The organism is Paraburkholderia sp. CNPSo 3281, from assembly GCF_024206515.1.
Taxonomy (GTDB): domain Bacteria; phylum Pseudomonadota; class Gammaproteobacteria; order Burkholderiales; family Burkholderiaceae; genus Paraburkholderia; species Paraburkholderia nodosa.
Window position 1 is genome coordinate 313,062 of the sequence record NZ_JAMBPS010000001.1, and the last position, 13,271, is coordinate 326,332.

Below are 13,271 nucleotides of genomic sequence, written 5' to 3' on the forward strand. Positions count from 1 at the left end.
TGCATGAGTAGGCAAGCATGGCATCAAAGGCCACACACAGAGGAGATGAAGTGAATATGAAGCATCAAGGACCGAGACACCGTACGCTGTTGCGCGCCACCCAGATCGCTGCCGCGAGCGCCGCTTTTGCGCTGCTCGCCGCCTGCGGTGGCAGCAGCGGGGGGAACAACAACGCGAGCACGCCGCCGCCGTCGGGCGTCAACATGCAGGTGGTGGCGTTCGGCACGAGCCTGAGCGACGCTGGCACGTATTCGGAGCAGATTCTGCCGGGCTTCGGCGGCGGCCGCTTCACGACCAACCCCGGCGAAGTCTGGGCGCAGCACGTGTCCGAGTACTTCGGCAACCCGCTTTCGCCGGCCTTCGAAGGCGGCTTCGGTCTGCCGCTCACGGCAACGGGCGGGCTCGACTACGCGCAAGGCGGCGCGCTGGTGACGGGCGGCGGCGTTGCGAATACCAGCGCCGTCATCGCCGCCGCGAGCGAGCAGCCGGTCACGTGGCAGCTCCAGCAGTATCTGGCGCAGCACGGCAGCTTTAGCGCGAATCAGCTCGTGCTCGTGGAAGGCGGCGCGAATGAAATCCTGAACCTGCTGGACGTGCCCACTAACGGCAGCCCCACGGGGCTGGCGTTGTTCGGCGCGGCGCTCGCGGCCACTCCGTTTTCGACGCTCGTCAACGATCCCGCGACGCAGCAGAGCACGGTTGTGAGCCTGATGCAGTCAGGCTTCACCCAAGCGCAGGCAACAGCCTTGGTGCCGGCCGCCATCGCGCTCGGTATCGTCACGAACCCGAACTACGCCTCCAGCTTCGCCTCGATCGCCCCGGTCCTCACAGCAGCGGGCACGCTGGGCGCGCTCGTCCATGCGGATATCGTCCCCGGCAATCCGAAGATCGCGGTCGTCACGGTGCCCGACATTGGCAAGACGCCGGCAGCGCTGAAGGCTGATGCCGCCATCGGCGCAACGCCCGGCTCCGCGAGCTCGGCTGACCAGGCGCTCTCGCTCATTTCGGCGATGTACAACCTGACGCTGATCAAGGCCACCGCGGCCGACGTGCAGGCGAAGAAGGTCGTGCTGGTCGATACGTTCTCGTGGCTCGACCAGTCGATCGCGAACGCGGCAAGCCTCGGCTTCACCGTGACGAACACGGATACCGCCTGTAACCTCACGGCCATGACGAACAGCGCGACCAACTACGCGCTCGCCAATCCGCAAGCAACGCTCGGGTTGAACCCGGCCACGACGCCGCAAGCCACCATCAACGCGTACGCCGCGGCCTACGGCCAGAGCTTCGGCAGCTCGCTGTTCTGCTCGCCGCAAACGCTGACGACGGCCAACGCGCCCACGACCTACATGTTCGCGGATCTCGTGCACCCGACCACGGCGCTGCACTCGCAATTCGCGACGTACGTCGAGACGCAACTGGCTGCTGCGGGCATCGGCAAGGCGCCTTAATCAGCGTCGCTTGCACCGGATCTTCCGGTGCAAGAAAAACACCCCACGGACCGTCAGGTTCGTGGGGTGTTTTTCATTGAACGCGAGAAACCGTCCTCGGCCCTACTGCTGCGCCTCGAACGCCGCCGCCGCCCGACCCAACCGGTCATTGACCGCGATCCACTCGATCGTCTCCGGCAGCTTCTCGATGAGAATGCGCGAGACATTCGCGCGATCGAGCGCGCGCAGCAAGCCATACAGCTCACGCGCATATTCCTGTGGTTCTTCCGGCGCGGCGACGAAGTGCACGCCCTGAGCCTGCGCCCAGACGCCCGCGCGTGAAGCGCGCGCCACCAGCGCCACCGTTTCGCCCGCATCGCGCGCCGCCGCAAGCAGCGGCGCCAGCGCCTCGAACGGCAGCAGTGCGAGCGGCGTGCGCGGCGCGTAATGCGCCTTGAGCGTGCCCGAGGCGCGCGGCGCCGTGGCGTCCGAGCCGTCGGGCAAGCGCGGCGCCTCGCCCAGCACGCGTGCGATGTCGTGCGGCGTCACGTGACCTGGACGAAGCAACGCGGGAAACCCGCGCGAGAGATCGAGAATCGTCGATTCGATGCCCACGTCGCATGCGCCGCCGTCGAGCACGTGCACCGCCGCGCCGAATTCGTCGCGCACGTGCTGCGCCGTGGTCGGGCTCACATGGCCGAAGCGGTTCGCCGACGGCGCCGCCACGCCGCCATGGCCGCCGCGACGCGCCGAAAACGCTGCCAGCAACTGCTGCGCGACCGGATGCGACGGGCAGCGCAGCCCCACCGAATCCTGGCCGCCGCTGACGGCGTCGGGAATGCGTTCGTGGCGTTTGACGATCAGCGTGAGCGGGCCGGGCCAAAACGCGGCGACGAGCTTTTGCGCCGCCTCGGGCCACTCCGCGGCCCAGTACTGCGGGTCGCCGCCGGGCGGCAAGTGCACGATCACCGGATGGTTCGCCGGCCGCCCTTTGGCCGCGTAAATGCGCGCGACCGCCTCGGGGCTCGCCGCATCGCCGCCCAGACCGTAGACGGTCTCGGTCGGGAACGCGACCAGCTCGCCCGCATCGAGCAGCGCGGCGGCGCGCTCGATGTCGGCATTGGTCAGAGGCGGCGCGCCAGCGGCCGGCGCATTCTGCTGATCGGACATGATGCGGCCCAACCTCAGCTCGTGGCGATGTGCAGCAGGCGCGCGCAATCGCGCGCGGCCGTGCGCGCTTCGTCGAGCGTCGGCGCGGTGAAGTTCACATGGCCCATCTTGCGGCCCGGACGCGCTTCTTCCTTGCCGTACAGATGCAGGCGCGCGGCCGGCATCGCGGCCACCTGGTCCCACGGCGGCGTGACGGGCGCGGCGCCCTTCTGGGGCTTCGTCTCACCCACGGCGCAGGGGAACCACACGTCGCCGAGAATGTTCAGCATCACGGCCGGCGAGTGCTGGCGCGTGTCGCCGAGCGGCATGGCCGTCATCGCGCGCACCTGCTGCTCGAACTGGCTCGTGGCACACGCATCGGTCGTGTAGTGGCCCGAGTTGTGCGGACGCGGTGCCATTTCATTGGCGACGAGCGAGCCGTCTTCGAGGATGAAGAATTCCACGCACAGCACGCCCACATAGCCGAGCTTCGCCGCGATCTGGATCGCAGCCTGCTGGGCCTGCTGCACGAGCACCGGGCTTGCGTCCGGCGCGGGCACGATGGTGTGCGAGAGCACGCCATTGCGGTGGGTGTTCTGCGCGAGCGGATAGACCGCGGCCTGGCCGTTCGTGCCGCGCGCGATCAGCGCGCTCACCTCGAACTTCAGCGGCAGGCGCTTTTCCAGCACACACGGCACGCCGCCGAGCGACGCATGGGCCTCGCGCACTTCTTCAGCGTTGGAGACACGAATCTGGCCTTTGCCGTCGTAGCCCAGGCGCGCGGTCTTGAGAATGCCCGGCAGCACGGCGGCGAGCGCCTTGTCGTCGATGCCGGCGAGCGCCTGCGACGACTCGATCACCACGTGCGGCGCGACCGGCACGCCGGCCGCCGCGATAAAGCGCTTCTCGGCGATGCGGTCCTGCGCCACCGCCACGCAGCGCCCGGCCGGGCTCACGAAGGTCGACTTCGCGAGCGTGTCGAGGCTCGCCGCGGGCACGTTCTCGAACTCGGTCGAGATGGCCGCGCACAGGCGCGCGAGTTCGGTAAGCGCGGCTTCGTCGTCGTACGCGGCGCAGATGTGGCGGTCGGCAACGGTGCCCGCGGGGCTCGTCGCGTCGGGATCGAGCACGGCGACGCGGTAGCCCATCGCCTGCGCGGCAAAGCAGAACATGCGGCCGAGCTGGCCGCCACCCACCATGCCCAGCCAGGCGCCGGGCAGGATCGGTGAAACCGGTGAATTGTCAGGAGTCATCTTGGTGGTCGGCCGCGGGATGGCCGCGGCGCGTGGGGACGATCAAAGCGGGGCAATCAAAGCGGGGGCAGCACCATGGCGTGCGCTGCTTCGTTCTGGCGCACGCGGAAAGCCGCGAGCTTGTTCGCGTATTCGGTGTTGGTCACGCTCAGGATCGAGACGGCGAAGAGCGCCGCATTGGCCGCGCCCGCCTCGCCGATGGCGAAGGTCGCGACCGGCACGCCCTTGGGCATCTGCACGATCGAGTGGAGCGAATCCACGCCTTTCAGATACTTGCTGACCGCCGGCACGCCCAGCACGGGCACCGTGGTCTTGGCCGCCAGCATGCCCGGTAGGTGCGCCGCGCCGCCCGCGCCGGCGATGATCGCGCGCAGGCCGCGCTCGCGTGCTTTTTCCGCGTACTCGAACATCTCGTCGGGCATGCGGTGCGCCGAGACCACCTTGGCCTCGTACGCGACGCCGAACTCCTGCAGGATCGCGACCGCGTGCTTCATCGTGTCCCAGTCGGAGCTGGAGCCCATCAACACGCCGACGAGCGGCGCCGCATGCTGGTGAGCCGTCTGAACTTCGCTCATTGTGCTTCCTTCTTGCCTCTTCTCGCTCACGCGAGCTTTTGACCCGTGAGACGCTCGAGCGCCTCCTGATACTTCGCCGACGTTTTGGCGACCACCTCGTCGGGCAGCTTCGGCGCCGGCGGCTCCTTCTTCCAGTCCTGGGTTTCGAGCCAGTCGCGCACGAACTGTTTGTCGAACGACGGCGGGTTCGAGCCCACCTGATACTGGTCGGCCGGCCAGAAGCGCGACGAGTCGGCGGTGAGCGCCTCGTCCATCAGATACAGCTGGCCGTGGTTGTCGAGACCGAATTCGAACTTCGTGTCGGCGATGATGATGCCGCGCGTAGCCGCGTAGTCGGCAGCTTCCTTGTACAGCTTGATCGAAATGTCCTTGATGGTGCGCGACAGCTCGGTGCCGATGCGGCGCTCCATCTCTTCGTACGTGATGTTTTCGTCGTGGTGGCCCATTTCGGCCTTCGCTGCCGGCGTGAAGATCGGCTCGGGCAGCTTTTGGGCGTTTTCCAGGCCCGGCGGCAGTTCGACGCCGCACACAGCGCCCGTTGCCTGATAGTCCTTCCAGCCGCTGCCGGCCAGATAACCGCGCACCACGGCTTCCACGAGGATCGGCTCGAGGCGCTTGACCACGACGGCGCGGCCCTTGACCTGCTCGACTTCGTCCGCGGCCACGACCGTCTCCGGCGCGACGCCCGTGAGGTGGTTCGGCACGACGTGCTTGAGCTTTTCGAACCAGAAGTCGGCCATCTGGTTGAGCACCTCGCCCTTGCGCGGAATCGGCTCGCCCATGATGACGTCGAACGCCGACAGACGGTCGGTGGTGACGATCAGCAGCTTGTCGTTGCCCACGGCATAGTTGTCGCGGACCTTGCCGCGGCCGAGAAGCGGCAGCGAGCGGAGCGTGGATTCGTAGAGGGTAGACATCGTCGTGATTCGCTAAAAGGACAATCGAAACGGAGGCGGGTTCGGTCCAGAATCGCGGTTGCAACCGCGCGAGGAAACCGTAAAACCGAAGGTATTGCGAGGGTAAACCAAAAACCGGCAAATTTCCCGGAAAAGCCCATCGCCGTTCCCCCGAAACAGGCGGAAACGGCGATGTTTTGACGACTTCAGGCGTCCGGCAAGGTGCGGAACGCCTGACGCAGGAGCCCGCTTAGCGAACGATCTGCGCGAATTCGCCCGACTTGTACTTCCCGGCAATCATGTCCAAAGGAACCGGCTTGATCTTGCCGGCCTGGCCTTCCGAGCCGAACGCGAGGAAGCGGTCCACGCACACCTTCTTCGCGGCTTCGCGAGCCGGCTTCAGGTAGTCGCGCGGGTCGAACTTCGACGGGTTTTCATACATATAGCGACGGATCGCGCCCGTGATCGCCAGACGCAGGTCGGTGTCGATGTTGATCTTGCGCACGCCGTGACGGATGCCTTCCTGGATCTCTTCGACCGGCACGCCGTACGTTTCCTTCATGTCGCCGCCGAATTCGCGGATCTCGGCCAGCAGTTCCTGCGGCACCGACGACGAACCGTGCATCACAAGGTGCGTGTTCGGAATGCGCGCGTGGATTTCCTTGATGCGCTGGATCGACAGAATGTCGCCCGTGGGCTTCTTGGAGAACTTGTACGCGCCGTGCGAGGTGCCGATGGCGATGGCCAACGCGTCGCACTGGGTGAGCTTCACGAAGTCGGCGGCCTGCTCCGGGTCCGTCAGGAGCTGCTCGCGCGTCATGGTGCCTTCGGCGCCGTGACCGTCTTCCTTGTCGCCCTTCATCGTTTCCAGCGAACCGAGCACGCCCAGTTCCGCTTCGACCGTCACGCCGATCGAGTGCGCCATTTCGACGACCTTGCGCGAGACTTCGACGTTGTACTCGTACGATGCGACCGTCTTGCCGTCGGCTTCGAGCGAGCCGTCCATCATCACGCTGGTGAAACCGCTGCGGATCGCGGCCATGCAGACCGCCGGCGACTGGCCGTGGTCCTGGTGCATCACGACCGGAATATGCGGATACGACTCGACCGCGGCTTCGATCAGGTGGCGCAGGAAGGGCTCACCCGCGTACTTACGCGCGCCGGCCGATGCCTGCATGATCACCGGCGAACCGACCTGGTTCGCGGCTTCCATGATCGCCTGGACCTGTTCCAGGTTGTTCACGTTGAACGCCGGAAGGGCATAACCGTGTTCAGCCGCGTGGTCGAGCAGTTGACGCATTGATACGAGAGGCATTGTTGCTACTCCTTTGATTTGAAACGAAATGCTTCTGCCGCCGACTGTCTTGCGCAGCCGGTCGAGGGCGGCCTGGCAGCCGCCGCCCGCGTGAACTGCCGCGGGCTCGATGGCGTGATTTTATCGCGAAGCGCGTCCGTTCCCGGCGCCAGGCACGTAACTGGCATGAAATTGGCGTATCGGAGCGTCAAAACCGCGAGAAGGTGCAAAAAGAGTTGACAGCCCGCGCGACGTTTCTGCGGCGTATGGGCTGCAATTGCGGGGAAAAGGCGTCTAAATGGCACCGATCTGGCGCCGATCCGATACCAGTGTGATACCAGCTGGCAACCTCGGGCGCCGACCGCATTTATTTTCGGGAGTCGCGAAAATAAAGCGAAAAAAATCGTCGCCGCGAGGTTACAGCAACGAACTTACAGCACGTCGCCCACGCGCACGATTTTCAGCGTGTTCGTGCCGCCCGGCTGCCCCATCGGCTCGCCCACGGTCAGCACGACCATGTCGCCGTGCGAGGCAAAGCCCTTGCTCACCACCACCTCGATGGCTTGCTGCAGCGCCGTGTCGCGGTCGCTGCTCGTATCGAGGTGCAGCGGCGTGACATTGCGGTAGAGCGACATGGCGCGCTCGCTGCCCGCGCGCGGCGTGAGCGCAAAGATCGGCACATGGGTCCAGTGACGCGACATCCAGAGTGCGGTCGAGCCCGACTCCGTGAGCGCGACGATTGCCTTTGCGCCCAGGTGGTAGGCCGTGAACAGCGCGCCCATGGCGATCGACTGGTCGATGCGCGTGAAGGTGCGGTCGAGGAAGTCCTTGTCCAGCTCGGATTGCTCCGACTTCTCCGCTTCCAGACAGATCGCGGCCATCGCCTCGATGGTCTGGACCGGGTACTTGCCCGCCGCCGATTCGGCCGAGAGCATCACCGCGTCCGTGCCGTCGAGCACGGCGTTGGCGACGTCCGAGACTTCGGCGCGCGTGGGCACCGGCGCGTGGATCATCGACTCCATCATCTGCGTGGCCGTGATGACGAGCTTGTTCGAGTCGCGCGCCATGCGGATCATGCGCTTTTGCAGCGCCGGCACGGCGGCGTTGCCCACTTCCACGGCCAGGTCGCCGCGCGCGACCATGATGCCGTCCGACGAATCGAGAATTTCCTGCAGCGCCGGAATCGCTTCGGCGCGCTCGATCTTCGCGATCATCTTCGGCTTGATGCCGTACGGCGCGCCCGCGATGTTCGCGAGCTGGCGCGCCATTTCCATGTCGGTGGCGTTCTTCGGGAACGACACGGCGACGAAGTCCGCGCCCAGCGACATGGCCGTGCGGATGTCTTCCATGTCCTTCGCGGTGAGCGCGGGCGCCGTCAGGCCGCCGCCCTGGCGGTTAATGCCCTTGTTGTTCGACAGGTCGCCGCCCACGCGCACGACCGTGTGGATCTCGCTGCCGATCACGCGCGAAACGTCGAGCACGATCAAGCCGTCGTTGAGCAACAAGATGTCGCCCGGCTTCAGGTCGCGCGGCAGGTCCTTGTAGTCGAGACCGACGCGCTCGTCATTACCGAGCTCGCATTCGGCGTCGAGGATAAAGGGATGACCCGGCTCGAGCGTCGTCTTGCCATTCTCGAATTTGCCGACGCGAATCTTCGGACCTTGCAGGTCCGCCATGATCGCAACTTCGCGGCCAGCCTGGCGGGCGCAGTCCCGCACCATTTCAGCACGCTGACGGTGGTCGTCGGCAGTGCCGTGCGAAAAGTTGAGGCGCACCACGTCCAGTCCTGCGCGGATCATTTTCAGCAGGATGTCCGGCGTGCTGGAAGCCGGACCGATGGTGGCGACAATCTTGGTGGCGCGATGCATGAGTCTCCTCGTCTGGATAGGATCGCTGGGAAAACCGTTGCTGCGAGAAGTGCTGGCCGGCTGCGCCGCGGGTGCGGATGCGCCGGAACGCGCACCGGGTGTACCCGGCGTCGCTTTCTTGGAGGACGCCGCGGGGCTCACACGAGCCGCTGCGGCGCTTTCTACCTGCGTAGTCATGTTCGATGCGGGCGTGGCTGTGCGCCCTGTCGGATTCTGTGCGGCTGTCGATTCAGCAGTCGACTGCGTCGCCGCAATGTCCATTTCGGCAGCGGCGGCGGGCGGCGCGTCCGCCCTCGCCGTATCCGCTTCTGCCTGGGGCGCTGCGCGCCCCTTCTGTTTTGCTGCGGCCCCGGCTGCGCTGCGCGACTTCTGTGCGCTTGCACGAGGAAGTTTGCTCATGGCCTTCCCGGCCGGGGCGCGCGGCGCCACTTAACCGGCCGCCCGCGTTTCGAGCACTTCGACCGCCGGCAGCTTCTTGCCTTCGAGGAACTCGAGGAAGGCGCCGCCGCCAGTGGAGATATAGCTGACCTTGTCGGCAATGTTGTACTTCGCGATGGCGGCGAGCGTGTCGCCGCCGCCGGCGATCGAGAACGCGCCCGAACTGGCGATCGCATCAGCGAGCGTCTTCGTCCCGTTGCCGAACTGGTCGAACTCGAACACGCCGACCGGGCCGTTCCACACGATCGTGCCGGCCTGCGCGAGCTGCGCAGCGAGCGCGTTGGCGGTGACGGGACCGATGTCGAGGATCATCTCGTCGTCGGCCACGTCGGCCACGTTCTTCGTCTCGGCCTTGGCCGTCGGCGAGAATTCCTTCGCGGTCACGACGTCGGTCGGGATGGGCACCGAGGCGCCGCGCGCGCGCGCCGCTTCGATGATGGCCTTCGCATCGTCCACGAGATCCACTTCGGCAAGCGACTTGCCGATCTTCAGACCCGCGGCCAGCATGAACGTGTTGGCGATGCCGCCGCCGACGATCAGCTGGTCGACCTTCTCGGCCAGCGACTTGAGGATGGTGAGCTTGGTCGAGACCTTCGAGCCCGCCACAATCGCCACCAGCGGGCGCTTGGGCGCGCCGAGCGCCTTGCCGAGGGCGTCGAGTTCGGCCGCCAGCAGCGGACCCGCGCAGGCGACGCTCGCGTACTTCGCGATGCCGTAGGTCGTGGCTTCGGCGCGGTGGGCGGTGCCGAACGCGTCGTTCACGTAGATATCGCAGAGCTTCGCCATCTTTTGCGCAAGCTCGTCCGAGTTCTTCTTCTCGCCCTTGTTGACGCGGCAGTTTTCGAGCAGCACCACATTGCCCGGCTCGACGTTCACGCCGTTTTCAACCCAGTTCGCAACCAGCGGCACGTCGCGGCCGAGCAGTTCGGCGAGGCGCCTGGCGACCGGCGCGAGGGAGTCTTCGGGCTTGAAATCGCCTTCGGTCGGGCGGCCCAGGTGCGAGGTGACCATCACGGCCGCGCCGGCGTCGAGTGCGGCCTTGATGGCCGGCACGGAGGCGCGCACGCGGGTGTCTTCGGTGATGTTGCCGTGATCGTCCTGCGGCACGTTCAGGTCGGCGCGGATGAATACACGCTTGCCCTTCAATTTGCCTTCGGAGATCAGATCGGAAAGACGCAGAACCTTGTTCATGGGCATGTCATCTTGATGGTGGGAAGGCGGTGGCAAGGCGATGCGGCGCCGCAGGCCATACTCTGGCGCGGCAAGACGTGCGGGGCGGCACGGCGCGGGATCCGGTTTCGAACGCTGTCCCGGATCGCCGTGTCGGCTGCTCGTCGCTGGCACGAGCCAGCATCGAATTGCGAGATCGGTATTTTAGCTGATAGCCAGGACGATCTGAGACGTGTCCAGGCGAATCTCCCGTATTTGGGCAGACGCTGCTCGCCGGGCGGGCGTTCGCGCCATTTGCTGCGTTGCAGCATGCGTGAAACCCGAAAAAAAATCGGCCAGAGGCGGCGCGAAACGACCCTAAAATCGCCCGAAAACCCCGCCCCACGTGCCCGCGGGCGCGCTGGAAGGCGTCAAATGACGCTAAAATAATCGTCTTTGCCAACCGCAGCCACGCGGCGCGCGGCGAAACCCCCTGTATAAGCCCGATATTTACTGCACTTGTCTGGAGAATCGTATGTCAATGGCCGACCGCGACGGCAAGATCTGGATGGACGGCAAGCTGATTGATTGGCGCGACGCCAACATTCACGTGCTGACCCACACGCTGCACTACGGCATGGGTGTTTTCGAAGGCGTACGCGCCTATCAGACCGCCGACGGCAGCACCGCCATCTTCCGCCTCGCCGAGCACACCAAGCGTCTGCTCAACTCGGCCAAGATCTTCCAGATGGACGTGCCGTTCGACGCGAAGACGCTCGCCGACGCGCAGCTCGAAGTCGTGCGCGCGAACAAGCTCGAGTCGTGCTACATCCGCCCGATCATTTGGGTCGGCTCGGAAAAGCTCGGCGTTTCGGCCAAGGGCAACACCATTCACGTGGCCATCGCCGCATGGCCGTGGGGCGCCTATCTCGGCGAAGACGGCCTCGCCAGGGGCATCCGCGTGAAGACGTCGTCGTTCACGCGCCATCACGTGAACGTGTCGATGGTGCGCGCCAAGGCTTCGGGCTGGTACGTGAACTCGATCCTCGCCAACCAGGAAGCCACCGCCGACGGCTACGACGAAGCGCTCCTGCTCGACGTGGACGGCTATGTCTCGGAAGGCTCGGGCGAGAACTTCTTCCTCGTGAACAATGGCAAGCTGTACACGCCGGACCTCGCGTCGTGCCTCGACGGCATCACGCGCGACACCGTCATCACGCTCGCGCGCGACATGGGCATTCCGGTGATCGAAAAGCGCATCACGCGTGACGAGGTGTACACCTGCGACGAAGCGTTCTTCACCGGCACCGCCGCCGAAGTCACGCCGATCCGCGAGCTCGACAACCGCACCATCGGCAGCGGCTCGCGCGGTCCGGTCACGGAAAAGCTGCAATCGGCCTTCTTCGACGTGGTTTCGGGCAAGAACGAGAAGTACGCGCACTGGCTCGCGAAGGTCTAAGACATAAAGGTCCGGGCGCCCCTTCGCCCGGCCCCCACAGCTACACAGAGAATCGTCCTCATGAGCGAAATTAAGGAAATGCCGCTGGTCGAACTTTCGGCCAAGGATCTGCCCGCTTACTGCCCGAATCCGTCGATGCCGCGCTGGAGCAACCACCCGCGCGTGTTCCTCGACGTGACGCACGGCGAAGCGAAGTGCCCGTACTGCAGCACGCGTTACAAGCTGCGCGCGGGCGAGGTCGTCCACGGCCACTGACGCGTTTCGCCTCACTCGCGGCGCGCCGCCGTGCATGCGGCGGCGCGTCTTTCCGTGATGCCGCTGCCGGTTCATCGGCGCGCGGCCCGTCGTCTTTTTCCCAACCGTGTTTCGCGCGCGGCCCGATACGCCCCCAAGCCGGCCCCGAGCCGGTCCCAGGCGGGCACGCCGCACGTGCAACCTTTACCCTCTCCGGACCCTGACTCCCGATGCGTCGCGCGCTGGTAATCGCACCGAACTGGATCGGTGACGCACTCATGGCGCAGCCGCTTTTTTCGCGGCTCGTGAAACTGCACCCGCGCATTCAGATCGATGCGCTCGCGCCAACCTGGGTTGCGCCCGTACTCGAGCGCATGCCCGAGATCCGCGACGTCTACGCCACCGACCTCGGCCACGGCAAGCTGCAGCTGCTGCGCCGCTGGCAACTGGCGGGCGATTTGCGCGCCGAGCGCTATGACGCCGCCTACGTGCTGCCTAATTCGCTCAAGTCCGCGCTGATCCCGTGGCTCGCCAATATCGGGCTGCGCATCGGCTACACGGGCGAGAACCGCTACGGCCTCTTGAACGTGCGCCATGCGAATCCGCCGAAGGACGAGCGAGCGCCAATGGTCGGGCACTACGCCGCGCTCGCCTACGCGCCCGGCGCGAGCGTACCCGACGACCTGCCGATGCCGCGCCTCGAGTCGGACCCGAACGAGGCGTCGCGTGTGTCGGCGCGCTTCAATCTCGATACGCGCGTGCCGCTGCTCGTGTTCTGCCCCGGCGCCGAGTACGGCCCGGCCAAGCGCTGGCCGCCCGAGCATTTCGCGGCGCTCGCGAAGATGGTGGGCCAGTCGTTCCCGTATACGCAGATCGTCGCGCTCGGCTCGCCGAAGGACGCCCCGCTCGCACAGGCCATTGCCGATCGCGCGCCGAACGTGCGCAACCTGTGCGGGCAGACCGCACTCGGCGAAGCGTGCGCACTGATCTCGCGCGCGAATGCCGTGGTGACCAACGATTCGGGCCTGATGCACGTGGCCGCCGCGCTGCGCCGCCCGCTCGTCGCGCTGTACGGTTCGACGGATCCGCGCCACACGCCGCCCTTGTCCGAGCTTGCAAAGGTACAATGGCTGCATCTCGAATGCAGTCCCTGCTTTGCGCGCGAGTGTCCGCTCGGGCATCTGAACTGCCTGCGCGAACTGAGCCCGGAGCAGGTTTTCGGCGATCTGCGCGGCATGCTGCTCGGGCAGCGATAAGCATCAGGCATCGCCAGCAGCGTTGGGCGGCTATGTCCCGCCCGCCACGCTGAAAACATCGCGCACACCAATGGATGTGCGCCACGCAACGGACGCCACGCGCGTTGCGCGCGCCCAATAGAGGCATCGGCGCGGGAGGGACCAAAGCGCCGCATCGGAGCACGTCACAGGCCTGTCTCGCGAAAGCGGCATGCTCGCGGCAAACGCGCGGCACGCAGCGACAGCCGCGCAGCGACGCAACCGATCAATCGCCAACCCGCGCCCAGGTAG

At 66.1% G+C, this 13,271-nt stretch carries 12 protein-coding genes; 5 read left to right on the forward strand and 7 right to left on the reverse strand.

What is annotated here, in order from left to right; genetic code table 11:
• Nucleotides 1-56: 56 nt before the first annotated feature.
• Nucleotides 57-1,451 carry an SGNH/GDSL hydrolase family protein gene (locus tag M3I56_RS01485; RefSeq protein ID WP_254352205.1) on the forward strand — a complete coding sequence of 465 codons (1,395 nt, stop codon included), beginning with the start codon at nt 57-59 and terminating at the stop codon, nt 1,449-1,451.
• 102 nt (nt 1,452-1,553) lie between these two features.
• Here M3I56_RS01485 and M3I56_RS01490 read toward each other — a convergent pair whose 3' ends face one another.
• From M3I56_RS01490 to pyk, 6 genes are all read right to left on the reverse strand, one after another.
• Nucleotides 1,554-2,600 (reverse strand): L-threonylcarbamoyladenylate synthase, encoded by a 1,047-nt coding sequence (locus M3I56_RS01490; RefSeq protein WP_254352206.1) that lies wholly within the window; start codon nt 2,598-2,600, stop codon nt 1,554-1,556.
• Between the two features lie 14 nt (nt 2,601-2,614).
• Nucleotides 2,615-3,832, reverse strand: a complete 1,218-nt coding sequence (locus M3I56_RS01495) for a 5-(carboxyamino)imidazole ribonucleotide synthase (RefSeq protein WP_254352208.1) — start codon at nt 3,830-3,832, stop codon at nt 2,615-2,617.
• 56 nt (nt 3,833-3,888) lie between these two features.
• Nucleotides 3,889-4,407 carry a 5-(carboxyamino)imidazole ribonucleotide mutase gene (gene purE / locus M3I56_RS01500; protein ID WP_028205944.1) on the reverse strand — a complete coding sequence of 173 codons (519 nt, stop codon included), beginning with the start codon at nt 4,405-4,407 and terminating at the stop codon, nt 3,889-3,891.
• 26 nt (nt 4,408-4,433) lie between these two features.
• Nucleotides 4,434-5,324, reverse strand: coding sequence for a phosphoribosylaminoimidazolesuccinocarboxamide synthase (locus M3I56_RS01505; RefSeq protein ID WP_254352209.1), 891 nt, complete (start codon nt 5,322-5,324; stop codon nt 4,434-4,436).
• 229 nt (nt 5,325-5,553) lie between these two features.
• Nucleotides 5,554-6,618, reverse strand: coding sequence for a class II fructose-bisphosphate aldolase (gene fba / locus M3I56_RS01510; protein WP_254352211.1), 1,065 nt, complete (start codon nt 6,616-6,618; stop codon nt 5,554-5,556).
• A 410-nt stretch (nt 6,619-7,028) separates the two neighbouring features.
• Entirely contained in the window at nt 7,029-8,465 is a 1,437-nt protein-coding gene (pyk, locus tag M3I56_RS01515; protein WP_254352212.1) for a pyruvate kinase, read from the reverse strand.
• On the opposite strand from pyk, the gene M3I56_RS01520 reads away from it, so the two are divergent.
• Nucleotides 8,464-8,898 (forward strand): hypothetical protein, encoded by a 435-nt coding sequence (locus M3I56_RS01520; protein WP_254352213.1) that lies wholly within the window; start codon nt 8,464-8,466, stop codon nt 8,896-8,898. The genes pyk and M3I56_RS01520 overlap by 2 nt on opposite strands.
• Here the strand turns inward: M3I56_RS01520 and M3I56_RS01525 are convergent.
• Complete coding sequence (locus M3I56_RS01525; RefSeq protein WP_254352215.1) at nt 8,895-10,094, reverse strand: phosphoglycerate kinase; 1,200 nt, start codon at nt 10,092-10,094, stop codon at nt 8,895-8,897. The two genes, M3I56_RS01520 and M3I56_RS01525, sit on opposite strands and share 4 nt — an antisense overlap.
• Before the next feature lie 493 nt (nt 10,095-10,587).
• On the opposite strand from M3I56_RS01525, the gene M3I56_RS01530 reads away from it, so the two are divergent.
• The 3 genes from M3I56_RS01530 to waaF all read left to right on the forward strand — a co-directional run bounded on the left by M3I56_RS01530 (nt 10,588) and on the right by waaF (nt 13,001).
• The gene (locus M3I56_RS01530) at nt 10,588-11,511 is read left to right on the forward strand and encodes a branched-chain amino acid transaminase (RefSeq protein ID WP_254352217.1); all 924 of its coding nucleotides are present in this window, start codon (nt 10,588-10,590) and stop codon (nt 11,509-11,511) included.
• 60 nt (nt 11,512-11,571) lie between these two features.
• On the forward strand, nt 11,572-11,766 hold the full coding sequence (locus M3I56_RS01535) for a zinc-finger domain-containing protein (protein WP_028205950.1): 195 nt from the start codon (nt 11,572-11,574) through the stop codon (nt 11,764-11,766).
• Nucleotides 11,767-11,975: 209 nt separating this feature from the next.
• Nucleotides 11,976-13,001 carry a lipopolysaccharide heptosyltransferase II gene (waaF, locus tag M3I56_RS01540; RefSeq protein WP_028205951.1) on the forward strand — a complete coding sequence of 342 codons (1,026 nt, stop codon included), beginning with the start codon at nt 11,976-11,978 and terminating at the stop codon, nt 12,999-13,001.
• Nucleotides 13,002-13,271 lie beyond the last annotated feature (270 nt).